The 21,100-nt window shown below is 61.6% G+C and carries 24 protein-coding genes and 1 riboswitch; of the genes, 19 read left to right on the top strand and 5 right to left on the bottom strand.

Annotation, left to right across the window (positions count from 1 at the left end):
* The first annotated feature begins 225 nt into the window (after nucleotides 1-225).
* Both J3P93_RS19300 and J3P93_RS19295 read left to right on the top strand, forming a co-directional pair.
* Nucleotides 226-843, top strand: a complete 618-nt coding sequence (locus J3P93_RS19300) for a C40 family peptidase (RefSeq protein ID WP_090282434.1) — start codon at nucleotides 226-228, stop codon at nucleotides 841-843.
* A gap of 220 nt (nucleotides 844-1,063) precedes the next feature.
* Nucleotides 1,064-1,600 carry a C40 family peptidase gene (locus J3P93_RS19295; protein WP_434590809.1) on the top strand — a complete coding sequence of 179 codons (537 nt, stop codon included), beginning with the start codon at nucleotides 1,064-1,066 and terminating at the stop codon, nucleotides 1,598-1,600.
* A 132-nt stretch (nucleotides 1,601-1,732) separates the two neighbouring features.
* On the opposite strand, the gene J3P93_RS19290 is transcribed toward J3P93_RS19295, so the two are convergent.
* Both J3P93_RS19290 and J3P93_RS19285 read right to left on the bottom strand, forming a co-directional pair.
* Nucleotides 1,733-3,046: a PQQ-dependent sugar dehydrogenase gene (locus tag J3P93_RS19290; protein WP_434590806.1), complete on the bottom strand. Its 1,314-nt coding sequence runs from the start codon at nucleotides 3,044-3,046 to the stop codon at nucleotides 1,733-1,735.
* Nucleotides 3,047-3,112: 66 nt separating this feature from the next.
* On the bottom strand, nucleotides 3,113-3,697 hold the full coding sequence (locus tag J3P93_RS19285) for a hypothetical protein (protein ID WP_434590803.1): 585 nt from the start codon (nucleotides 3,695-3,697) through the stop codon (nucleotides 3,113-3,115).
* Nucleotides 3,698-3,860: 163 nt separating this feature from the next.
* Nucleotides 3,861-4,084: riboswitch (cobalamin riboswitch) on the top strand.
* Nucleotides 4,085-4,165: 81 nt separating this feature from the next.
* Between J3P93_RS19285 and cobO the strand changes: the two genes are divergently transcribed.
* The 14 genes from cobO (at nucleotide 4,166) to J3P93_RS19215 (ending at nucleotide 15,757) form a co-directional block, all read left to right on the top strand.
* Nucleotides 4,166-4,777, top strand: a complete 612-nt coding sequence (gene cobO, locus J3P93_RS19280; protein ID WP_016773703.1) for a cob(I)yrinic acid a,c-diamide adenosyltransferase — start codon at nucleotides 4,166-4,168, stop codon at nucleotides 4,775-4,777.
* Nucleotides 4,774-6,174, top strand: a complete 1,401-nt coding sequence (locus J3P93_RS19275) for a cobyrinate a,c-diamide synthase (protein WP_434590799.1) — start codon at nucleotides 4,774-4,776, stop codon at nucleotides 6,172-6,174. Before cobO ends, J3P93_RS19275 begins: the two co-directional genes overlap by 4 nt.
* Nucleotides 6,171-6,821 (top strand): 5,6-dimethylbenzimidazole synthase, encoded by a 651-nt coding sequence (gene bluB / locus J3P93_RS19270; protein WP_434590796.1) that lies wholly within the window; start codon nucleotides 6,171-6,173, stop codon nucleotides 6,819-6,821. Before J3P93_RS19275 ends, bluB begins: the two co-directional genes overlap by 4 nt.
* Entirely contained in the window at nucleotides 6,818-7,726 is a 909-nt protein-coding gene (gene cbiB / locus J3P93_RS19265; RefSeq protein WP_434590793.1) for an adenosylcobinamide-phosphate synthase CbiB, read from the top strand. Before bluB ends, cbiB begins: the two co-directional genes overlap by 4 nt.
* The gene (gene cobD, locus J3P93_RS19260) at nucleotides 7,719-8,711 is read left to right on the top strand and encodes a threonine-phosphate decarboxylase CobD (protein ID WP_434590790.1); all 993 of its coding nucleotides are present in this window, start codon (nucleotides 7,719-7,721) and stop codon (nucleotides 8,709-8,711) included. The genes cbiB and cobD overlap by 8 nt, the downstream gene beginning before the upstream one ends.
* On the top strand, nucleotides 8,708-10,159 hold the full coding sequence (locus J3P93_RS19255) for a cobyric acid synthase (protein WP_434590787.1): 1,452 nt from the start codon (nucleotides 8,708-8,710) through the stop codon (nucleotides 10,157-10,159). Before cobD ends, J3P93_RS19255 begins: the two co-directional genes overlap by 4 nt.
* 151 nt (nucleotides 10,160-10,310) lie before the next feature.
* On the top strand, nucleotides 10,311-10,832 hold the full coding sequence (gene cobU / locus J3P93_RS19250; RefSeq protein WP_434590784.1) for a bifunctional adenosylcobinamide kinase/adenosylcobinamide-phosphate guanylyltransferase: 522 nt from the start codon (nucleotides 10,311-10,313) through the stop codon (nucleotides 10,830-10,832).
* Entirely contained in the window at nucleotides 10,829-11,884 is a 1,056-nt protein-coding gene (cobT, locus tag J3P93_RS19245; protein ID WP_434590781.1) for a nicotinate-nucleotide--dimethylbenzimidazole phosphoribosyltransferase, read from the top strand. Before cobU ends, cobT begins: the two co-directional genes overlap by 4 nt.
* Nucleotides 11,881-12,456 (top strand): alpha-ribazole phosphatase family protein, encoded by a 576-nt coding sequence (gene cobC / locus J3P93_RS19240; protein WP_434590778.1) that lies wholly within the window; start codon nucleotides 11,881-11,883, stop codon nucleotides 12,454-12,456. The genes cobT and cobC overlap by 4 nt, the downstream gene beginning before the upstream one ends.
* Nucleotide 12,457: 1 nt before the next feature.
* The gene (locus J3P93_RS19235; protein WP_434590775.1) at nucleotides 12,458-13,180 is read left to right on the top strand and encodes an adenosylcobinamide-GDP ribazoletransferase; all 723 of its coding nucleotides are present in this window, start codon (nucleotides 12,458-12,460) and stop codon (nucleotides 13,178-13,180) included.
* A 176-nt stretch (nucleotides 13,181-13,356) separates the two neighbouring features.
* The gene (locus tag J3P93_RS19230; protein ID WP_394507810.1) at nucleotides 13,357-13,761 is read left to right on the top strand and encodes a MarR family winged helix-turn-helix transcriptional regulator; all 405 of its coding nucleotides are present in this window, start codon (nucleotides 13,357-13,359) and stop codon (nucleotides 13,759-13,761) included.
* Nucleotides 13,762-13,814: 53 nt separating this feature from the next.
* Nucleotides 13,815-15,023, top strand: coding sequence for an MFS transporter (locus J3P93_RS19225; RefSeq protein ID WP_434590771.1), 1,209 nt, complete (start codon nucleotides 13,815-13,817; stop codon nucleotides 15,021-15,023).
* Nucleotides 15,020-15,142 carry a hypothetical protein gene (locus J3P93_RS19220; protein ID WP_269458358.1) on the top strand — a complete coding sequence of 41 codons (123 nt, stop codon included), beginning with the start codon at nucleotides 15,020-15,022 and terminating at the stop codon, nucleotides 15,140-15,142. Before J3P93_RS19225 ends, J3P93_RS19220 begins: the two co-directional genes overlap by 4 nt.
* 54 nt (nucleotides 15,143-15,196) lie before the next feature.
* Nucleotides 15,197-15,757, top strand: a complete 561-nt coding sequence (locus tag J3P93_RS19215) for a glutathione peroxidase (RefSeq protein WP_434590767.1) — start codon at nucleotides 15,197-15,199, stop codon at nucleotides 15,755-15,757.
* Between the two features lie 100 nt (nucleotides 15,758-15,857).
* Here J3P93_RS19215 and J3P93_RS19210 read toward each other — a convergent pair whose 3' ends face one another.
* From J3P93_RS19210 to J3P93_RS19200, 3 genes are all read right to left on the bottom strand, one after another.
* Entirely contained in the window at nucleotides 15,858-17,129 is a 1,272-nt protein-coding gene (locus J3P93_RS19210) for an OmpP1/FadL family transporter (protein ID WP_434590764.1), read from the bottom strand.
* A 146-nt stretch (nucleotides 17,130-17,275) separates the two neighbouring features.
* Nucleotides 17,276-17,758, bottom strand: a complete 483-nt coding sequence (locus J3P93_RS19205; RefSeq protein WP_090282450.1) for a hypothetical protein — start codon at nucleotides 17,756-17,758, stop codon at nucleotides 17,276-17,278.
* A gap of 272 nt (nucleotides 17,759-18,030) precedes the next feature.
* Nucleotides 18,031-18,255 carry a hypothetical protein gene (locus tag J3P93_RS19200; protein WP_332761870.1) on the bottom strand — a complete coding sequence of 75 codons (225 nt, stop codon included), beginning with the start codon at nucleotides 18,253-18,255 and terminating at the stop codon, nucleotides 18,031-18,033.
* 509 nt (nucleotides 18,256-18,764) lie between these two features.
* On the opposite strand from J3P93_RS19200, the gene J3P93_RS19195 reads away from it, so the two are divergent.
* From J3P93_RS19195 to rmuC, 3 genes are all read left to right on the top strand, one after another.
* Nucleotides 18,765-18,896: a hypothetical protein gene (locus J3P93_RS19195; protein ID WP_434590760.1), complete on the top strand. Its 132-nt coding sequence runs from the start codon at nucleotides 18,765-18,767 to the stop codon at nucleotides 18,894-18,896.
* A gap of 323 nt (nucleotides 18,897-19,219) precedes the next feature.
* Nucleotides 19,220-19,543 (top strand): hypothetical protein, encoded by a 324-nt coding sequence (locus J3P93_RS19190; protein WP_090282452.1) that lies wholly within the window; start codon nucleotides 19,220-19,222, stop codon nucleotides 19,541-19,543.
* A 175-nt stretch (nucleotides 19,544-19,718) separates the two neighbouring features.
* Nucleotides 19,719-21,083, top strand: coding sequence for a DNA recombination protein RmuC (gene rmuC, locus J3P93_RS19185; RefSeq protein WP_434598437.1), 1,365 nt, complete (start codon nucleotides 19,719-19,721; stop codon nucleotides 21,081-21,083).
* The last annotated feature ends 17 nt before the right edge of the window (nucleotides 21,084-21,100 follow it).

Below are 21,100 nucleotides of genomic sequence, written 5' to 3'. Positions count from 1 at the left end.
GAGCCTGCTGTAGTGCGGGTTTCAAGGGGCGGGTGGCATCTTTCAGGCGCCAGAAAATCCGCATTCCTGCATGGGTTGCAGGCCGCGTATCGGTTCAAATGGGCTTAAGCGCTTAGATGTAAACGCGAAACCGCCAAGTCACATTTAGTTCGATTGAATTTGCAAATGAGGACGATAGCGGGCATAGTCTCGGCTTCTTTACAACTATCAGCCACGGTCGTGCCCATGCTAAAGCGCTTCGCACCCCTCGTGCCTCTCGCACTCGTCACCCTGTTGTACGGTTGTGCTGCTCATTCTCCAGTTCAAGAGCAGCCTCAGCAGGTTAAAAATTCCGCCACGGCCCAGTCTTCCGTTATTTATCAGGAAGAGCTGGACACCGAAAAAGAACTCAACGAATTCAACGGCAAGAAGCCTTATCAGCTTCCTGTTCTGGCCGACAGCATTCTCGAACGCGGCATGTCCCTGATCGGTACCCGTTACCGTTTCGGTGGTACCTCTGAAGCCGGTTTCGATTGCAGCGGTTTCATCGGTTATCTGTTCCGCGAAGAAGCCGGCATGAATCTGCCGCGCTCCACCCGCGAAATGATCAACGTGGATGCGCCGCTGGTTGCGCGCAGCAACCTTGAGCCGGGCGATCTGCTGTTCTTCGCCACCAATGGCCGTCGCGGCCGGGTCAGTCACGCCGGGATCTACCTGGGCGACAACCAGTTCATCCACTCCAGCAGTCGTCGCAGCGGCGGTGTTCGCATCGACAGTCTGGGTGACAGCTACTGGAGCAAGACCTTCATCGAAGCGAAACGCGCACTGGCGAACGCTCCGACCGTGGTCACTGCGCGCAAGTAATTGCCCTGTTGTCGCTGCGTTCGTGGCGACACTCAAGCTGCCGGCAAACGGAGTAGACACAAACTTTACAAGGTGAAGTTAAAGTCTTACTTGAAGTTTGCCGCGTAGCCGCTAGAATCCTGAATCATATTGATGGCAAACCGCCTGCGTACAGACGCAGGCGGTTTTGTTTCTGTCCATTCGGCAGAGAAAGCCGCAGCCTGATCAGGATGTTCTGCTTATGACGATGTCGGCCCGCCTCACCTTGATCCTTTGCGCCGCGCTGCTCAGCGCCTGCGCCAGTCGTACACCGCCGCCAGCCCCCGTGGTTCGCGCGCCGATTGTGTTCGGCTCTTCACAGGCTTTTTCACCGGTTGCTGAAGACGTGCTGTTTCGCGCGCTCGGCCTCGTCGGCACGCCCTATCGCTGGGGCGGCAACACGCCGGATTCGGGTTTCGATTGCAGCGGCCTGATCGGCTTCGTTTACCGCGATGCGGCGGGAATCTCGCTGCCACGTTCCACTCGCGAAATGATCGTCATGCAGGCACCGAACGTCGGCAAGGAAGGCTTGCAGACCGGTGACCTGATTTTCTTCGCTACCAACGGCGGCTCGCAGGTCAGCCATGCCGGCATTTATGTCGGCGAAGGGCGCTTCGTGCATGCGCCGGCAACGGGCGGCACGGTCAAGCTCGACAGCCTGTCGAAGGCGTATTGGCAGAAGGCCTATCTGAGCGCCAAACGGGTGTTGCAGCCGGGGCAGTTGGCGCATAACCCGTAAATCAAATCACACAAAATCCCTGTAGGAGTGAGCCTGCTCGCGATAGCGCCTTGTCAGTCAACATCATCGTTAACTGAAAGACCGCTATCGCGAGCAGGCTCACTCCTACAGTTGGTTTGTGTCAGGCGAAAGTTATTTTGTGGCCGACACACGCCACACCTTGTTGCCCACATCATCCGCCACCAGCAACCCGCCTTGCTGATCGATCGCCACGCCCACCGGGCGGCCCAGCGCGTTTTCGTCCTTGTCGAGGAAGCCGGTCAGCACATCCACCGGTGTGCCGTTGGGTTTACCGCCACTGAAGGGCACGAAAATCACTTTGTAGCCACTGTGCGGTTTGCGGTTCCACGAGCCGTGCTGGCCGATGAACGCACCTTCCTTGAATTGCGCCGGCAGCTTGTTGCCCTCGGCAAAGGTCAGGCCCAGCGAGGCGGTGTGCGGGCCGACTGCGTAATCCGGGACGATGGCCTTGGCCACCAGGTCGAGGTTCTGCGGCTTGACCCGCACGTCGACGTGTTGGCCGTAATAGCTGAACGGCCAGCCATAGAAGCCGCCGTCCTTGACCGAGGTGATGTAGTCCGGCACCAGATCGCTGCCGATCTCGTCACGCTCGTTGACCGCCGTCCACAGCGCGCCGCTGGTGGGCTCCCACGCCAGGCCGTTGGGATTGCGGATGCCCGAGGCGAAGATTCGGTGATTGCCGGTGGCGCGATCGACTTCCCAGATCGCCGCACGACCCTCTTCCTGATCCAGGCCGTTTTCGCCGACGTTGCTGTTCGAACCGACGGTGACGTAGAGCTTGCTGCCGTCCTTGCTGGCGATCACGTTTTTGGTCCAGTGATGGTTCAGCGTGCCGCCCGGCAGATCGACGACCTTGATCGGCTGGGACTTGATTTCGGTGGTGCCGGGCTCGTAATTGAAGCGCAACAGGCGATCGGTATCGGCCACGTACAAGTCGTTGCCGACCAGGGCCATGCCGAATGGCGAATTAAGGTTTTGCAGAAACACCGTGCGGGTTTCGGCCACGCCATCCTTGTCGGCATCGCGCAGCAAGGTGATGCGATTCGGGCTCGGTACGCCGGCGCCGGCCTTGCCCATGACCTTTTTCATCACCCAGCCACGAATGCCTTTGCTGTCGTCCGGTTTCGGTGGCGCATTGGTTTCGGCCACCAGCACATCCCCATTGGGCAGCACGTACAGCCAGCGCGGATGATCGAGGCCTTCGGCGAACGCGGCGACCTGAGTGCCGGCTGCCGCCGTCGGTTTTGCCCCCTCGGGCCAGCCGATCGCCGGGGCAATGTTCACTGTCGGGATCAGGGTCTTGTTCGGTTCCGGCAGTTTCGGCGACGGGCCAGTGCCGTCGGAGACTTGCAGGCTGGAGGTTTCGCCACAGGCGCTGAGCCCGCCGGCGAGGGCGATGACAAAAACTAGGTGGGGCTTGCGCATTGCTGATCTTCCCTATGAATGCATTCCTAACCATAGAGGAGGGCGCAAGCCCGATGGTTCAACTGCTCAACCGCGGGCTTCCTTGAACAGCACGGCAATGCCCGGGTGATAGTTGCCCGCTTCGCTGTGCAATTTGCGGTAGGCATAGGGGAAATACCAGGCCACGGCGCAGGTGTGTTCCTTTTGCAGATCGTCGACCATGTCCTGCAATTCTTCGGGGCTGGCGCTGTGCTGGGCTTTTTGCGGGGCGACGAACAGGCAGCCGAGCTTGAGGTCGCTGGCGTAACTGATGCGTTTGGCGTCCTGAGTGATGTCGGCAAGAGCCTGGGTCAGGTTGAGGTTGTTCACCCGTGGCCAGCGCTGGGTGCCTTGAATGAAGGCGCGGTCTTCGTTGCCGGCGATAAACAGATCGGCGCGGGCGTTGCGCTCGCCGTCTTCGTTCTGTTTGCGGGTGACGGTGTCGTTCAAGGTCACCAGCTCGGCCATCCAGGCTGCGGCCGAAAGCAGGCCGAGGTTGGCTCTCTCGTCATGCCAGTACGGCGTATCGCCGTCGCCGCGCACGGTGTTGTAGCGGTCGATACAGTCAAACCAGCGTTCAAGCACCGGGCGCAGGAATTCCAGGCGCGGGTTGCTGATGATCATGCCTTGCATCGTCATCGTCCTTATTGTTGTGATGTGCTTTTTCGAGAAAAGCATGGCTCTTTGATATCACTTGTCACAGTCTGGCACAAGATTGCCGGCAGATAATTGATCGATCGCAGTTTCTTGCCCGATGGCCGCCTCTTTAATTGACGCTCCACCCCCAACCCTCTAACCTTCGCCGCTTGTTTCAGGTGCTCTGTGACCTGCGTCGACAGAGTGAAACAGGGAAGCCGGTGAGGGTGGTCTTCACGCGAAGCCACGACGATCCCGGCGCTGCCCCCGCAACGGTAAATGAGTGAACACTGCGTTCAATGCCACTGCTCAACAGCGGGAAGGCGCGCAGTCTGGCCAACGCCGCTCATGAGCCCGGAGACCGGCCTGATCCATCCAGCGGCATCACGGTGGGCGATGCCAGGCTTTTTGCCGTCTATTCTTGTGCCTGCCCGCCGTTTACCCGTCTCAACGGAGAGCTCCCCCATGACCGATTCCCCCGAGCGCGACGAACGCCATCTGGCGCGCATGCAGCGTAAAAAAGCCGTGATCGACGAACGCATCGCCAATTCGCCCGACGAGTGCGGCCTGGTGCTGGTGCTGACCGGCAATGGCAAAGGCAAGAGCAGCTCGGCCTTCGGCATGCTTGCCCGCGCCATGGGCCACGGCATGCAGTGCGGTGTGGTGCAGTTCATCAAGGGCCGCAACAGCACAGGCGAGGAGCTGTTCTTCCGCCGCTTCCCCGAGCAAGTGCGCTTCCATGTGATGGGCGAAGGTTTCACTTGGGAGACCCAGGACCGTCAGCGCGATATCGCCGCCGCCACGGCGGCGTGGGAAGTGTCTCGTGAGCTGCTGCGCGATCCGTCGATAGGGCTGGTGGTGCTCGACGAATTGAACATCGCCCTCAAGCACGGTTATCTGGATCTCGATCAGGTGCTCAGCGATTTGCAGGCGCGGCCGCCGATGCAGCATGTCGTCGTGACCGGGCGCGGCGCCAAGCCGGAAATGATCGAGATGGGCGATACGGTCACGGAAATGGGCATGCTCAAGCATGCGTTCCAGGCCGGGATCAAAGCGCAGAAAGGCGTCGAACTTTGAATCAGCCCCGTCACTGCCCGGCCGTCCTGATTGCCGCGCCGGCTTCCGGCCAGGGCAAGACCACGGTCACCGCCGCGCTCGCCCGTTTGCATCGCAATCAGGGGCGCAAGGTGCGCGTGTTCAAATGCGGTCCGGACTTTCTCGACCCGATGATCCTTGAGCGCGCCAGCGGTGCGTCGGTCTATCAACTGGACATGTGGATGGTCGGCGAGCAGGAAAGCCGTCGCCTGTTGTGGGAAGCCGCCGCCGATGCGGACCTGATTCTGATCGAAGGCGTGATGGGCCTGTTTGACGGCACGCCATCGAGCGCTGACCTGGCGCGACACTTTGGCGTGCCGGTGCTCGGGGTGATCGACGGCACCGCCATGGCGCAGACCTTCGGTGCATTGGCGCTGGGCCTGGCGAAATATCAGCCGGACCTGCCGTTCGCCGGGGTGCTGGCCAACCGCGTCGGCACTTTGCGTCATGCGCAATTGCTCGAAGGCAGCCTCACCGAAGGCCTGCGCTGGTACGGCGCGTTGTCGCGCGAGACCGGCATCGAGCTGCCGAGTCGCCATCTCGGCCTGGTGCAGGCCAGCGAACTGAATGATCTGGACTTGCGTCTCGACGCCGCCGCCGATGCCCTGGCCAGCAGTTGCGAAGTGGCGCTGCCGCCGGCCGTTGAATTTGCCGCGCCGGATGTCATCGCTGCCGAGCCACTGTTGCAAGGCGTGCGGATCGCCGTTGCCCGCGACGAAGCGTTCGCTTTCACCTATGGCGCAAGCCTCGATCTGTTGCGGGCGATGGGCGCCGAGTTGAGCTTCTTCTCGCCGATCCGCGACACGCAATTGCCCGAGGCGGACAGTCTGTATCTGCCGGGCGGCTACCCCGAGCTGCACCACGTTGCACTGGCACAGAACACTGCGATGCTCGAGGCGATCCGCGCGCACCATGCGGCAGGCAAGCCGTTGCTGGCCGAATGCGGTGGCATGCTTTATCTGCTCGATTCGCTGACCGATGTCGAAGGCACCCGCGCTGAACTGGTCGGGTTGTTACAGGGCGAGGCGGTGATGCAAAAGCGTCTGGCGGCACTGGCGTTGCAGGCGGTCGATCTGCCGGAAGGCTCGTTGCGCGGCCACACGTATCATCATTCGCTGACGACCACTGAGCTGACGCCGATTGCCCGTGGGCTGAGCCCGAATGGCGGGCGCGGGGCCGAGGCGGTTTATCGTGAAGGGCGGATGACGGCTTCTTATGTGCACTTTTATTTTCCGTCGAATCCGACTGCGATTGCCGCGCTGTTTGTGCCTGATCTTGAAACCGCTATCGCTAGCAGGCTAGCTCCCACATTGGACGGTGTAACACCTGACGAAACGCAATCCCCTGTGGGAGCGAGCCTGCTCGCGAAAGGGCCATGACCGACAACGCATTCTCCGAAGCCGAGCGCCAGGCCGTTTACAAAGCTATCACCGAACGCCGCGACATGCGCCATTTCAGCGGCGGCACCGTTGAACCGCAACTGCTGCGGCGTCTGCTCGAAGCCGCCCATCAAGCGCCAAGTGTCGGCCTGATGCAGCCCTGGCGCTTCATCCGCATCAGCGACCGCACCCTGCGCGGGCAGATCCAGCATCTGGTCGAAGCCGAACGCGTGCGCACCGCCGAAGCCCTTGGTGAGCGCAGTGACGAGTTCATGAAACTCAAGGTCGAAGGCATCAATGACTGCGCCGAAGTACTGGTGGCGGCGCTGATGGACGATCGTGAAAAGCACATCTTCGGCCGGCGCACGCTGCCGGAAATGGACATGGCTTCGCTGTCCTGCGCGATCCAGAATCTGTGGTTGGCGTCCCGTGCCGAAGGATTGGGCATGGGCTGGGTGTCGCTGTTCGAGCCGCAAGCGCTGGCGGATCTGTTGCAATTGCCGCCGGGTGCCAAGCCGCTGGCGGTGCTGTGTCTGGGCCCGGTCAAGGAATTCTACCCGGCGCCGATGCTGGTCCTCGAAGGCTGGGCGCAGGCGCGACCGCTGAACGAATTGCTGTACGAAAATTATTGGGGAGTGAGTCAATGAGTGTGGCGTTGTTGAGTGTCGCCGCAGTGGCGCTGGATGCGCTGCTCGGTGAACCGAAACGCTGGCATCCGCTGGTGGCGTTCGGCAATTTTGCCGGGCGCATCGAGCAACGTTTCAACGCCGGTGGCCGCGGCTGGCGCAGCCATGGCGTGACCGCGTGGGTGATCGCGGTGCTGCCGCTGACGCTGCTCGCCACGGCATTTTCCTGGGCGCCGTACGTGGGTTGGGTCGTTGAGATTCTTGCGCTGTATTGTGCCCTCGGCATGCGCAGCCTCGGCGAACATGTCGCTCCAGTGGCTGCGGCATTGCGCGCTGATGATCTGGCTGAGGCGCGCACTCGCGTCGGCTATCTGGTCAGCCGCCAGACCGACGAACTCGACAGCAACGCCGTGGCCCGCGCCGCCACCGAGTCGGTGCTGGAAAACGGCAGCGATGCGGTATTTGCTGCGCTGTTCTGGTTTGTTGTCGCCGGTGCGCCGGGCGTGGTGCTCTATCGCTTGAGCAACACGCTGGACGCGATGTGGGGCTATCGCAACGAACGCTTCGAGCGCTTCGGCTGGGCGGCGGCGAAAATCGACGACGTGTTGAACTACATTCCTGCACGGCTGGTGGCGCTGACCTACGCGCTGCTCGGCAAAACCCGCCTCGCGCTCACGTGCTGGCGCACCCAGGCGCCACAATGGGACAGCCCCAACGCCGGCCCGGTGATGGCCGCGGGTGCCGGCGCACTCGGCGTCGAGCTGGGCGGGCCGGCTATCTACCACGGCGAACTGCACGAGCGCCCTCAACTCGGTGAAGGCGCCCCCGCCGACGCCGATTCCATCGAGCGCGGCTGGCAATTGGTCCAGCGCGGGGTATGGTTATGGCTGCTGATTCTTTGCGTGGGGGCTGAATTCTATGCTTGAGCACGGTGGCCGACTGCGCAAGGCGGCACACGATTACGGCATTGCCGAAGCCGACTGGCTGGACCTGTCCAGCGGCCTGGCGCCGTGGCCTTTTCCGATCCCGGAAATCCCCTTGCGCGCCTGGGCTCGCCTGCCGGAAACCGACGATGGCCTGGAGCAGGCAGCGTGCGATTACTACGGTGCCGCGCAAGTGCTGTCGGTGGCCGGTTCGCAGATGGCCATCCAGTTGCTGCCGCGCTTGCGCCGTGCCGGCAAGGTCGGCGTGTTGTCGCCGTGCTATGCCGAACACGCCGAGGCGTGGCGGCGCAGTGGCTATATCGTCCGCGAAGTGCTGGAGCAGGAAGTCGAGTTCTTTCTCGACAGCCTCGATGTGCTGGTGGTGGTCAACCCGAACAATCCGACCGGCCTCAGCCTGACCCCGGCGCGGCTGCTCGACTGGCACGCGCGGCTGGCCCAGCGCGGCGGCTGGCTGGTGGTCGACGAAGCGTTCATGGACAACACGCCGCACTTGAGCCTGGCCGCGCACAGCCATCTCATCGGCCTGATCGTGTTGCGCTCGTTCGGCAAGTTTTTCGGTCTGGCCGGGGTGCGTCTGGGCTTCGTGCTAGCCGAGCGCAAGTTGCTCAAACTGCTCGCCGAACAGGTCGGACCGTGGGCGGTCAGCGGGCCGACGCGGGTGCTCGGTCAGGCGTGTCTGCAAGACACCGAAAATCACACGCGCCAACGGATTCGCAGCGATGAAGCCAGCGAACGGCTGGCGGCATTGCTTGAGCGCTACGGCTTCAAGCCGCAGGGCGGCTGCGCGCTGTTCCAATGGCTGATCACCGAAGACGCCGAAACGCTGCACGATTTCATGGCCCGGCGCGGCATCCTCCTGCGCCTGTTCACCCACAACAGCAGCCTGCGTTTCGGCCTGCCCGGCGATGCCGCCGATGAGCTGCGACTGGCACACGCCTTCGACGCCTACCGTAAGGAACACCCATGACCACGCTGATGGTGCAGGGCACCACGTCGGATGCCGGTAAAAGTACGCTGGTGACGGCGCTCTGTCGTTGGGCGACCCGTCAGGGCGTCGCGGTGGTGCCGTTCAAGCCGCAGAACATGGCGCTCAACAGCGCGGTGACGGCGGACGGCGGCGAGATCGGCCGCGCGCAAGCGGTGCAGGCGCAAGCCGCGTATCTCGAACCGCACACCGACATGAACCCGGTGCTGCTCAAGCCCAACAGCGACACCGGCGCGCAAGTGATCATTCACGGCCGCGCGGTGACGACGATGAACGCCGTCGCCTATCACGACTACAAAGCCATCGCCATGCAAGCGGTGCTGGCCTCGCACCAACGCCTTAGCGCCGCCTATCCACTGGTGATGGTCGAGGGCGCGGGCTCACCGGCCGAGATCAATCTGCGTGCCGGCGACATCGCCAACATGGGCTTTGCCGAAGCGGTGGATTGCCCGGTGCTGCTGATTGCCGACATCAATCGCGGCGGGGTTTTCGCCCATCTGGTCGGTACCCTGGAGTTGTTGTCGCCGAGCGAGCAGGCGCGGGTCAAGGGTTTCATCATCAACCGCTTTCGCGGTGACATCGCCTTGCTGCAACCGGGCCTCGATTGGCTGGAACAGCGCACCGGCAAACCGGTGGTTGGCGTCCTGCCGTATGTGCTGGATCTGCATCTGGAAGCGGAAGACGGCATCGACCAGCGCCAGACCGACAAGGCCGAGCAAGTACTGAAAGTCGTGGTGCCGGTGCTGCCGCGCATCAGCAATCACACCGATTTCGATCCGCTGCGTTTGCATCCGCAAGTCGATCTGCAATTTGTCGGGCCGGGGCAGGCGATTCCGCCTGCGGACCTGATCATCCTGCCGGGCTCGAAAAGCGTGCGCAGCGACCTTGCGTATCTGCGTGGCAACGGCTGGGAAACCGCGATCAACCGGCATTTGCGCTACGGCGGCAAAGTGTTGGGCATTTGCGGTGGTCTGCAGATGCTTGGCGAGCAGGTCCACGATCCGCTGGGTCTGGAAGGCGCAGCAGGTTCCAGCGCCGGGCTGGGCTTGCTCGCGTTTGAAACAACGCTCGAAGCCGAGAAGCAATTGCGCAACGTGCGCGGGCGGCTGGCGCTGGAAAACGCGCAAGTCAGCGGCTATGAAATCCATGCTGGCGTCACCCGCGGGCCGGCGCTGGAGAACGCGGCGGTGTTGCTTGACGACGGTCGTCGCGACGGCGCGCAAAATGCTGACGGTCAGGTGTTCGGCACCTATCTGCATGGCTTGTTCGAATCGCCCCAGGCTTGTGTGGCGGTGCTGCGCTGGGCCGGGTTGAGCGATGTGCAAACGGTGGATTACCACGGCCTGCGCGAGCGCGATATCGAGCGCCTGGCGGATCTGGTGGAGCAGCATCTGGATACCGGGTTGTTGCGTGAGCTCTGTGGGGTTTGAGGTGGGTTCAATTGCCTCATCGCGAGCAGGCTCACTCCTACAGGGTTATGTGTTTTACACAAAATTCATGGCTACTCGAGATCCCTTGTAGGAGTGAGCCTGCTCGCGATAGCGCCAGTCGCCTCAACCCACAATTTTCAGGATGTTCCCCATGCTCCAACTGATCCTCGGCGGCGCCCGCTCCGGCAAAAGCCGGTTGGCCGAAAAACTCGCCAGCGACAGCCAGCTGGCGGTGACGTACGTCGCCACCAGCCAACCGCTCGATGGCGAAATGAACGCGCGCGTCGCTCACCATCGCGCCCGCCGTCCGGCTGAATGGGCACTCATCGAAGAACCGCTGGAACTGGCTCGGGTGTTGCGCGAATCTGCCAGCGCCGAGCGTTGCCTGTTGGTCGATTGCCTGACCTTGTGGCTGACCAATCTGCTGATGCTCGACGACGCCGAACGCCTCGTCGCCGAGCGTGAAGCGCTGCTCGATTGCCTGGCCTCGCTGCCCGGTGAAATCATTTTTGTCAGCAACGAGACCGGTATGGGTGTCGTGCCGCTGGGCGAATTGACTCGCCGCTATGTCGATGAAGCCGGTTGGCTGCATCAAGCTCTGGCCGAGCGTTGTCAGCGAGTCGTCCTGACCGTTGCCGGCCTGCCCCTGACTCTGAAAGGACCTGCGTTATGACTCAAGCCTGGTGGCTCAACCCGTGCCAATCGGTCGACAACAACGCCGTTGAACAAGCGGCGGCGCGGCAACAGCAACTGACCAAACCGGCCGGCTCGCTCGGTCGGCTGGAAACCGTTGCGGTGCAACTGGCCGGCCTGCAAGGGCAGGTCAAGCCGACGCTGGAGCAGATCTGGATCGCGATTTTTGCCGGCGATCACGGTGTGGTCGCCGAGGGTGTTTCGGCGTTCCCGCAGGAAGTCACCGGGCAGATGCTGCTCAACTTCGTCAGCGGCGGCGCGGCGATCAGCGTGTTGGCGCGCCAGCTCGGCGCGCAGCTGGAAGTGGTCGATCTGGGCACAGTGAATCCGGCGTTGAATCTGCCCGGCGTGCGGCATGTGAACATCGGCGCGGGCACGGCGAACTTCGTCCACGGCGCGGCAATGTCCCAAGCTCAAGGCGAGCGGGCCTTGCAGGCCGGGCGTGAAACCCTGCTGCGGGCGAAAGCGGCGGGCGCGCAGTTGTTCATCGGTGGCGAAATGGGCATCGGCAATACCACGGCGGCCAGCGCCCTGGCCTGCGCCTTGCTCGATTGCCCGGTCGCGCACCTGACCGGTCCCGGCACCGGGTTGAATGCCGCAGGCGTCAGTCATAAGGCGCAGGTCATCGAGCGTGCCCTGACACTGCACGCGGCACAGCGCGGCGATGCGTTGCAGACGCTGTTCAACCTCGGTGGGTTCGAAATCGCCGCGCTGGTCGGCGCTTATCTGGCGGCGGCGCAGGAGGGTGTTGCGGTGTTGGTGGACGGGTTTATCTGCACAGTCGCGGCGCTGGTCGCGGTGCGCTTGAATCCGGCCTGCCGCGAATGGCTGCTGTTTGGCCATCGCGGTGCCGAACCGGGGCATCGGCATGTGCTCGAAACGCTGCAGGCCGAGCCGTTGCTGGAACTCGGTCTGCGCTTGGGCGAGGGCAGTGGCGCGGCGCTGGCGGTGCCGCTGTTGCGCCTGGCCTGCGATCTGCACGGGCACATGGCAACGTTCGCCGAAGCGGCAGTGGCGGATCGTCCCGCATGACTTTGCATCTGCATCTGCTGCGCCACGGCGAAACCGAACTGGGCGGCGGTTTGCGCGGCAGTCTTGATGATGCGCTGACCGAGCAGGGCTGGGCGCAAATGCGCGCGGCGGTGGTCGCGGGCGGACCGTGGGATCGAATCGTCAGCTCGCCGTTGCAGCGTTGCGCGCGGTTCGCCGCCGAACTCGGCGAACAACTGAACCTCAGCGTGCATCTGGACAAGGACTTGCAGGAACTGCATTTCGGCGCTTGGGAAGGACAAAGTGCGGCGGCGCTGATGGAGACTGACGCCGAGGCGTTGGGGCTGTTCTGGGCTAATCCGTATGCCTTTACGCCACCGGATGGAGAAGCGGTCAGCGACTTTTCGGCGCGGGTATTGGCGGCCATTGAACGGCTGTACGCCGCGTACGCAGGTGAGCGGATTCTGCTGGTCAGCCATGGCGGCGTAATGCGCCTGCTGCTGGCGCGGGCGCGCGGTTTGCCTCGCGAGCAACTGCTGAATGTCGAGGTGGGTCATGGCGCACTATTTGCGCTGACGGTCGCGGCCGATGGCTCGCTCAAGGAAGGTCACTGAGATGTTGCCGCTGTGGATCGCCTTGCAGTTTCTCAGCAGTTTGCCGATTCGGCTGCCGGGGATGCCCGAGCCGGAACAGCTCGGTCGCTCATTGCTGTTCTATCCGTTGGTGGGTTTGTTGTTTGGCCTGATCCTCTGGGGTTTGAATCTGCTGCTGGCCGGTGCGCCGTTGCTGCTGCACACGGCACTGTTGCTGACGGTCTGGGTGTTGCTCAGCGGCGCGCTACATCTCGATGGTCTGGCCGACAGCGCCGACGCCTGGCTCGGCGGTTTCGGTGATCGCGAGCGCACGCTGACCATCATGAAAGACCCACGCAGCGGGCCGATTGCCGTGGTAACGCTGGTGCTGGTGATGCTGCTCAAGTTCGCCGCGTTGCTGGCGTTGATCGAGCAAGGGCAGGGGCTGGCGTTGATCATCGTGCCGCTGCTGGGTCGGTCGGCGTTGTTAGGATTGTTTCTGACCACGCCGTATGTGCGGGCCGGCGGCTTGGGGCAGGCGTTGGCCGACCATCTGCCACGCAGGGCGGGCTGGTGGGTGCTGGGCTTGAGTGCGCTTGCGTGCGCGTTGATTGCCGGGATCGTTGCGGTGGTGATTTGCGTCGTCATGTTTGTCTGGCTGCGTCAGGTGATGATGCGCCGGTTGGGCGGGACGACTGGCGATACGGCGGGGGCGTTGCTGGAATTGCTGGAGATGGCGGTGTTGGTTGGGCTGGCGTTGGTCTGAGGTTTTCGCGTCGGTTGTGCTGGCCCCTTCGCGAGCAGGCTCGCTCCTACATTTGAAATGCAATCCCCTGTAGGAGTGAGCCTGCTCGCGATAGCGATATTCCAGCCACCACAAATGTTCCGGTCAAAATCCATCTGTAACTTGATTTAACACAGTCGCGGGTATATACACGCACCATGCTTCCTTCTCAGTGTTTATGCATCAACCTGCGTCGCGCCGCGCGTGGCGTCAGCAGGCATTACGACGGCGCCCTCGACGGCTTCGGGATCAACGTTGCCCAGTATTCTCTGCTGTGCAATCTGCAGCGTCTGGAGCAGCCGAGCATTTCCGAACTGGCCGAAGCCATGGGCCTGGACCGCAGCACCCTCGGGCGCAATCTGCGGGTGCTGGAAGGCGAAGGGCTGGTGGCGCTGGCCGAAGGCGAGGACATGCGCAACCGCATCGTCCGTCTGACCGAAACCGGTGCGCAGCGCCTGGCCGCAGCATTGCCGGCCTGGGAAGCGGCGCAGGAGCGCTTGATTGATCGGCTCGGCGCGGAAAAACGCGAGACCTTGCTCAAATTGCTGGATGAACTGGCCTGAGGCCGGTTTTTTCCGAACTCAAGCGGGTATATACCCGCGACCGGAGAATAATAATGACATCGATGTGGCGTACGTGCGGTTGGGTGTTGCTGGGGAGTGCGCTGATCCTGGCGTTGTCATTGGGCGTGCGCCACGGGTTCGGTCTGTTTCTGTCGCCGATGAGCGCGCAGTTCGGCTGGGGGCGCGAGGTGTTCGCTTTCGCCATTGCCTTGCAGAACCTGATCTGGGGCTTGGCGCAGCCGTTCACCGGTGCATTGGCCGACCGCTTTGGCGCGGCGAAAGTGGTGCTGATCGGCGGAGTGCTGTATGCGCTGGGGCTGGTCTGCATGGGCTTGTCCGATTCGCCGATGACGCTGTCGCTCAGTGCCGGGCTGCTGATCGGTATCGGCCTGTCCGGCACCTCATTCTCGGTGATTCTCGGTGTGGTCGGGCGCGCCGTGCCAGCAGAGAAACGCAGCATGGGCATGGGCATTGCCAGCGCCGCCGGGTCGTTCGGCCAGTTCGCGATGTTGCCGGGCACCCTCGGCCTGATCGGCTGGCTCGGCTGGTCGGCGGCGTTGTTGGTGCTGGGCCTGTTGGTGGCGATGATCGTGCCGTTGGTGAGCATGCTCAAGGACAAGCCATTGCCGGTCCTAGGGCATGAGCAAAGCCTGTCCGAAGCCTTGCGTGAAGCTTGCTCGCATTCCGGATTCTGGCTGTTGGCGTTCGGCTTCTTCGTCTGCGGTTTCCAGGTGGTGTTCATTGGTGTGCACCTGCCGGCCTACCTGGTCGACCAGCACCTGCCGGCCACAGTCGGCACCACGGTGCTGGCGCTGATCGGCTTGTTCAATATCTTCGGTACCTACACCGCCGGCTGGCTCGGCGGGCGCATGTCCAAGCCGCGCTTGTTGACCGGGCTGTATCTGTTGCGGGCGGTGGTGATCGTGTTGTTTCTGTGGCTGCCGGTAACCACCACATCGGCGTACCTGTTCGGCATGGCCATGGGCTTTTTGTGGCTGTCGACAGTGCCGCTGACCAACGGTACGGTGGCGACCTTGTTCGGCGTGCGCAACCTGTCCATGCTCGGTGGCATCGTGTTCCTGTTCCATCAGCTTGGCTCGTTCCTCGGCGGCTGGCTGGGCGGGGTGGTGTACGACCGCACCGGGAGTTATGACTTGATCTGGCAAGTGGCGATTCTTCTCAGCCTGTTGGCCGCGGCGTTGAACTGGCCGGTGCGCGAGTGCCCGGTCGCACGCCTGCAAGCCAGTGCGAGCGCCGCGTGAATCGCCTCTGGCCGCGACTGGCCATCAGCGCACTCGGCGCCGCGCTGCTGGCGCTGGCGTGGTGGGGCTGGCAGCAGGGCGGTCTGGCCCTGATGCAGTTGGGCATGAGCATTTGCTAGAACTCGGCATGGCGAGTAACGTCAAGGCCTGACAACTGCTCAAGGATGTTCGACATGTTGATGCGTTGGTGTGCTGTTCCCGCATTGCTGCTGGCGATGACCGGCCTCGCCCAGGCCGCGGATTGCCCGGAGCTGCTGCAAGGTTCGCTGCCGAAGTTGCGGGCCAAGGAATCCATCGATCTGTGCAAACAGTACGCGGACAAACCGCTGGTGGTGGTCAACACCGCCAGCTTCTGCGGTTTCGCCCCGCAGTTCGAAGGTCTTGAGGCGGTCAATCAGCGCTTCAAGCCCCAGGGCCTGGAAATGCTCGGCGTGCCGTCCAATGACTTCAAGCAAGAGTCCAGGGACAGCGCCGAAACCGCCAAGGTCTGCTACGCCAACTACGGCGTCACCTTCAACATGACCGAACCGCAAAAGGTCCGCGGCGACGATGCCACGCACCTGTTTCAAGTGCTGGCTGCGCAGAGCAATGCGCCGAAATGGAATTTCTATAAATACGTGATCGATCGGCAGGGCAAGGTCGTTGCCAGTTTCTCAAGCCTGACCAAACCGGATGATCCGGAGTTCATTGCGGCGATCGAGAAGGCGATTGCCTCGAAGCCGTTGGCCAACTGACTCACCCTGTTCCCGAATTTTGGATCTGCATGAAAAAGCCCCGCCTCTGGCAAGAGAGCGGGGCTTTTTTGTGGCGAGGGGTCAGCCTCGCCAGCGTGCATCAGAAGCGGTAGGTCGCGCCGACACCGAAACCGTTTGCCGAGTTTTCATACTTGGCGTCGTAGCTTTGGCCACGTGCGTTTTCGTTGCGGATGTTGACCGACTCTTCCTTCAGGTACGAGTAGGCAACGTCGATGGTCAGGTCGTCGGTCGGGCTCCAGCCGGCACCGATGCTGAAGATGGTCCGGTCGCCGGTCGGGATACGTGGCGAGCGGTCTTCGTTGTTGGTCGGCGACTGGTCGAAGGTCAGGCCGGTACGCAGTACCCATTCCTTGTTCAACTGGTACGACGTACCGACGGCGTAAGCCCAGGAGTCATGCCAGTTCTGGTCTTCGTTGATCGAGCCGAACTGGCCGGCCAGCGCAGGCTGCACACCGGAGTTTTTCACGGTGATCTTGTCCAGCTGGCTCCAGCGGGTCCAGGTAGTACCGGCGTAGACGTTCCAGCGATCGTTGATTGCCTGAGTAACCGACAGGTCCACCGATTCCGGCGTGGTGATCTTCAGCGAAGCGTCGTACTTCTGGCTGGCGCCCAGACCTGCCAGCGCCAGTGCGCCGTACTTGACCTTGGTGTCGCCTTCGAGCTTGTAATCAACCTTGGAGTGGTAGGTCAGGCCCACGCGCGTGGTGTCGGTGGCTTGCACCAGCACGCCGATGTTGTAGCCCAGCGCGGTGTCGTCACCCTTGATCTTGACCTTGCCGTCCGGCAGCGCCTGGGTGATCGACAGGTTCGATTCCAGCGAGCCGTCGATGCGGTTGATGGTCGGACCGAAACCGATCGACACCTTGTCGTTGAAGGCGTAGCTGACGGTTGGCTGGAAGGTGATGACTTGCACTTCGGACTTGCTGCCGAAGTAACGGCCGGCAAAGCCGTTTTCGTAATCGGTGATCAGGCCGAACGGCACGTACACGCCCAGACCGAATGCCCAGTGATCGTCGATCGGCTTGACATAAAAGCCCATCGGTACGGCGGTGAGAGGCACCATATCGCCGTCGTTGCTACCGCGGTTGGGGCTGGAGCTGGCGTCGCTGATATCGGTATGTGCGTCAACCAGGGCGACACCGCCGGTGACTTGTTCGCGCTTGATGCGCGCCATGCCGGCCGGGTTGCCATAAACAGTGCTTGCGTCGTCGGCAGAAGAAGATCGCCCGGCAAAACCCGTCCCCATCCCGCTGATGCTTTGTTCGTTAAGGGCAAAACCTGCCGCGAAAATCTGGGTGGAGGCAAGGGTAACGGCGAGGCTAAGGGTGGTTTTGAGCATGACTTTTTTCATTATTAGAACTCCTGGTGATCACCGGGGCGAAAATTACCAACATTTTCGCCGCAGCGCTATAGCCCGTATGCCTTGATTTAGAGAGGTTTTGTAGGACAATCCGACCAGAATGGCGGCCTGTTGCGAGAACTTGCGAAACCGCTCGGTCAGCAGGCGACCTGCTTCAGCGGTGAAACACAGGTTTGCCAGGCAAATGTGAAATCGCGCAGACGGCCCTGGGGCTGGAAGGTCTGACGCCAGATGCGCGCCATCGCCAACAGATCGTTCGGGGCGGGGAGGGTGGGGTTTTGTTCTTCAACCAGCAGCCAGGCGATGGCGGTGGCATAACGCAGATTGACGGTCAACTCGACGTGTGGACCGCTGAGAAACGCATGCTGACTGGCGAGGCCGCGTACCAGGCTGGCACGCTCCGGGTCGAGCGCCAGGTAGTCATCCCACAGCGCTTGATGGCGCTGTTCGGCGATGCGGTAGAGGCCGTGGCCACGGCGGTCGTGCAGGGCGGATCCGAGGGCTGACTGGCTGGCGGCAATGCCCAGCAGCAGTGATTCGGCAGTGGCGCAGTGACGGCCCAGATAGATCAGCGTAGGGCGAATCACATATCGACACAGTTCACTGGCAGCGATACCCATAAATCCCTCGGTTCTGGTAATGGGTGGCGAGTCCTGAAGGAGGCTTGGCAGCGGTGGATCGGTTCAGGCTCGCCGTGAGCGAATCATGTCGCCCGAGTTCAAGTGTAGTGTCATATTCGCGACGTAAAAGCCTGTTTTTAAATTCTTTCCGGCTTCGAGTTATAAACGTTATATCCGTTGGTACTTAGGCTTAATGCGTAAAAAGAGAAACATCGGGCAATAAAAAGCCCCGCATTTTCATGCGGGGCTTGTGCTTGCAGCCTTTTCGGCTCTCAGGCGATCAGCGCCTGACGTGTACGATCGATCACGGCCTGCAGCGGTTCGGCGCTGGAGTACTGATCGGGGTACAGACGCTCGCTGTGGCGGGCGATCCCGTGTTCATTGACCACGGTGAAGCTGAAGCAGCCTTTGCGAGCGGCCATGATCATGCAGTTCATGGGGGCAAAAGCGTTGGTTAGGGTGCGAATGGCATCCTGAGTCTGGATTTGAGTAGACATAGTTATTAGGTGTTCCTACAAATGACACGGTTAAGAACCGTGCAACGTTAAAACGTTCCAGTAACGTCGATCACCATTGATCGAACGAAGAACCCGACTGGAACAAAGCAGCCAGTTTGCAGCGCTATATTAAGTTGGCGCGCTTTGGGCTGGCAGGTAGGTACTTAGGAGGACAGGCATCACAACGAGGGCAGAGGTTCTGGGCCCAGGGTGAAGATCCTGATCAATTTGCAGGTTGGTTCGGTCAGAGTAAGTGTTCTTCGCAACACCCTTCGCATCAGTGGAAGGCTGTGTTGGCGCAAGATTTACCTGGAAACCATCGAGGGGTCGTTCCCGCTTTTTTCGGTTGGGCTTCTTTGCAAGAGGCTGACCGTGGGGATGTGTTCGACCGGAATTGACTTTCAGCTTGGTACTAACGCCGCGGATAGTAACGGATCGAAATCGCTAAAGCAAATGGCCGGCGAAAAAAAACATTGCAGTCCAGCGCAGGGTTTGCCTGGCGTGAAAACGTGGCCGCCGTAAACGGGCATTTTTCGACCGTCGGTCGGCGCGGTTACGTTGATCAACCGCGCTGGCAAGCGGCTTATCCACGGATCAACAGCCAAAACGACCCGAAAAAGCGCAGCGATATAACCGGGTAACAGGTACTTGTGCACATTAGTTGCGCAGGCTGTCACAGCACTGTCATATCAATCCTGACCCCGGTGGCTGCCTGCATCGAAAGTTTAAGTCAATGAAAAACATCGCTTTTTTTTGTTGGTGAAAAAATCGTCAGTTTGACTGCGAGCCCCGTTCCATAAGGCTTTGCGCGGGTTGCAGGACGGTTGTCCACTGAGTTATCCACAGCTTCTGTGGATTGTCCCGAGCGCTTGCTCTAGCACGGGCGTGCCGGGTTGTTTTTAGACTTTACCTGTAAGAAAAAAAGAGTAGAGTGGCGCGCCTCCGATTCGTCCCACAGTGCTTTATGAAGTTTCGCTCAGTATCAGACTCTGTTACCTCAGACCTTCCTGCTGTTACCCCGCCCAAGCGATTTTCCGTACGTGTTGCGGAATGGTTGCTCGACAGTCCGCGCCTGAGCGCCAGCCATAACGCCAAGCACCTCGCTGGCCGCCTGCTCAAGCAACCGGCGCGCGAAGGCGTGGTCACGGCGCAAAGCCGCCTCGGTCAACTGATGTGCCGCGAGTGCGGTAACGCACGGGATCGACGCATTGGCCAGGAACTGCTGCGCCAGGCCGCCCGCGCCGGCGACCGTCGTGCACAAAGGGAACTCGGCCAGCTCGAAGACTGAGCTGTCCAAGACCTGACACCTTGGTTAACCTTCAGGCTTTATCGGACCGGCAGGAGTCGCTATGGCTATGGACTTGACCAGCATATTGCTCGGTCTCGCAGCGGCAGGGCTGCCCTTGTTGGCTCTTGCCTGGCAGCTGCAACGCCGGGCGAGCAGCGGGCAAGCCGCGCAGGCCTTGCTGGAAGAACGGCTGGCCATGGCGCAACTGGCCCAGGACGGGCTCAATGCGCAGCTCGAGGCCAGTCGCGATGAAGTCGCCGATCTCGGCCAGGCCAACGCCGCCAAACAGGCTGAGCTGGCCGCCCTGCGTCGTGAAGTCGAACTGCTGCAGATCGAGCGCGACGACGCTCGCGACGCCGCCCACGCCTGGAACCTCGAACGCGCCAACAAGGAAGCCGAACTGCGCCGCCTCGATGCGCAAGCCGCGTCGCTGAATGCCGAGCTGCGCGAGCAACAGGAAAGCCATCAACAACGCCTCGACGACCTGCAAGGCTCGCGCGATGAACTGCGCGCGCAGTTTGCCGAGCTGGCCGGGAGGATTTTCGATGAGCGCGAACAGCGCTTCGCCGAAACCAGTCAGCAACGGCTCGGCCAGTTGCTTGATCCGCTGAAGGAGCGCATCCAGTCCTTCGAAAAACGCGTCGAGGAGAGTTATCAGGCTGAGGCTCGTGAGCGCTTTTCCCTGGCCAAGGAACTTGAGCGTTTACAGGCGCTGAACCTGCGCCTGAGCGATGAAGCGACCAATCTCACTCGTGCCCTGAAAGGGCAGAAGACCCAAGGCAATTGGGGCGAACTGATTCTCGAGCGCGTGCTTGAACACGCCGGTCTGGAGAAGGGCCGAGAGTACCAGACCCAAGTCAATCTCAAAGGCCCGGACGGCGAGCGCTTCCAGCCGGACGTGATCATTTACCTGCCTGGCGACAAGCAAGTGGTGGTCGACTCCAAGGTCAGCCTTACCGCCTACCAGCAATACGTAGCCGCCGACGATGACACGCTCGGGCAGATCGCGATCAAGCAGCACGTGCTGTCGCTGCGCAATCACGTCAAGGGCTTGGCTGGTAAGGATTACAAGCGTCTGGAAGGTTTGCACAGCCTTGATTTCGTTTTGCTGTTCGTGCCGATCGAAGCGGCGTTCTCGGCGGCGTTGCAGGCTGAACCGACGCTGTTTCAGGAGGCCTTCGATCGCAATATCGTGATTGTCAGCCCGACCACTTTGCTCGCTACGTTGCGGGTCATTGACAGTCTGTGGAAGCAGGAGCGCCAGAGTCAGAATGCCCGGGAGATCGCTGAGCGTGCCGGGTGGCTGTATGACAAGTTTGTGTTGTTCATTCAAGATCTGGACGAGGTGGGCAATCGCTTGCAGCAACTGGACAAGGCTTACAGTTCGGCGCGTAACAAGCTCACAGAAGGGCGGGGCAATCTGGTCAGTCGCAGTGAGCAGTTGAAGTTGCTGGGGGCGCGGGCGAGCAAGAGTCTGCCGGCTGATCTGCTGGAGCGGGCGATGACGGATGTTGATGGGCTGGTCGAGTTGCCGGACTAGAAGCTTGGCGCGCTCGG

The sequence above is a fragment of the Pseudomonas sp. R3-57 genome, from assembly GCF_051132065.1.
Classification (GTDB): domain Bacteria; phylum Pseudomonadota; class Gammaproteobacteria; order Pseudomonadales; family Pseudomonadaceae; genus Aquipseudomonas.
Note: the sequence above shows the minus strand (reverse complement) of the source record. Positions and strands in the feature narration are given on the sequence as shown.

Coding starts and splice junctions, on each gene's coding strand:
- J3P93_RS19300 (WP_090282434.1), top strand. CDS start 226: ATGCTAAAGCGCTTCGCACCCCTCGTGCCTCTCGCACTCGTCACCCTG.
- J3P93_RS19295 (WP_434590809.1), top strand. CDS start 1,064: ATGACGATGTCGGCCCGCCTCACCTTGATCCTTTGCGCCGCGCTGCTC.
- J3P93_RS19290 (WP_434590806.1), bottom strand. CDS start 3,046: ATGCGCAAGCCCCACCTAGTTTTTGTCATCGCCCTCGCCGGCGGGCTC.
- J3P93_RS19285 (WP_434590803.1), bottom strand. CDS start 3,697: ATGCAAGGCATGATCATCAGCAACCCGCGCCTGGAATTCCTGCGCCCG.
- cobO (WP_016773703.1), top strand. CDS start 4,166: ATGACCGATTCCCCCGAGCGCGACGAACGCCATCTGGCGCGCATGCAG.
- bluB (WP_434590796.1), top strand. CDS start 6,171: ATGACCGACAACGCATTCTCCGAAGCCGAGCGCCAGGCCGTTTACAAA.
- cbiB (WP_434590793.1), top strand. CDS start 6,818: ATGAGTGTGGCGTTGTTGAGTGTCGCCGCAGTGGCGCTGGATGCGCTG.
- cobD (WP_434590790.1), top strand. CDS start 7,719: ATGCTTGAGCACGGTGGCCGACTGCGCAAGGCGGCACACGATTACGGC.
- J3P93_RS19255 (WP_434590787.1), top strand. CDS start 8,708: ATGACCACGCTGATGGTGCAGGGCACCACGTCGGATGCCGGTAAAAGT.
- cobU (WP_434590784.1), top strand. CDS start 10,311: ATGCTCCAACTGATCCTCGGCGGCGCCCGCTCCGGCAAAAGCCGGTTG.
- cobT (WP_434590781.1), top strand. CDS start 10,829: ATGACTCAAGCCTGGTGGCTCAACCCGTGCCAATCGGTCGACAACAAC.
- cobC (WP_434590778.1), top strand. CDS start 11,881: ATGACTTTGCATCTGCATCTGCTGCGCCACGGCGAAACCGAACTGGGC.
- J3P93_RS19235 (WP_434590775.1), top strand. CDS start 12,458: ATGTTGCCGCTGTGGATCGCCTTGCAGTTTCTCAGCAGTTTGCCGATT.
- J3P93_RS19230 (WP_394507810.1), top strand. CDS start 13,357: ATGCTTCCTTCTCAGTGTTTATGCATCAACCTGCGTCGCGCCGCGCGT.
- J3P93_RS19225 (WP_434590771.1), top strand. CDS start 13,815: ATGACATCGATGTGGCGTACGTGCGGTTGGGTGTTGCTGGGGAGTGCG.
- J3P93_RS19215 (WP_434590767.1), top strand. CDS start 15,197: ATGTTGATGCGTTGGTGTGCTGTTCCCGCATTGCTGCTGGCGATGACC.
- J3P93_RS19210 (WP_434590764.1), bottom strand. CDS start 17,129: ATGAAAAAAGTCATGCTCAAAACCACCCTTAGCCTCGCCGTTACCCTT.
- J3P93_RS19205 (WP_090282450.1), bottom strand. CDS start 17,758: ATGGGTATCGCTGCCAGTGAACTGTGTCGATATGTGATTCGCCCTACG.
- J3P93_RS19200 (WP_332761870.1), bottom strand. CDS start 18,255: ATGTCTACTCAAATCCAGACTCAGGATGCCATTCGCACCCTAACCAAC.
- J3P93_RS19190 (WP_090282452.1), top strand. CDS start 19,220: ATGAAGTTTCGCTCAGTATCAGACTCTGTTACCTCAGACCTTCCTGCT.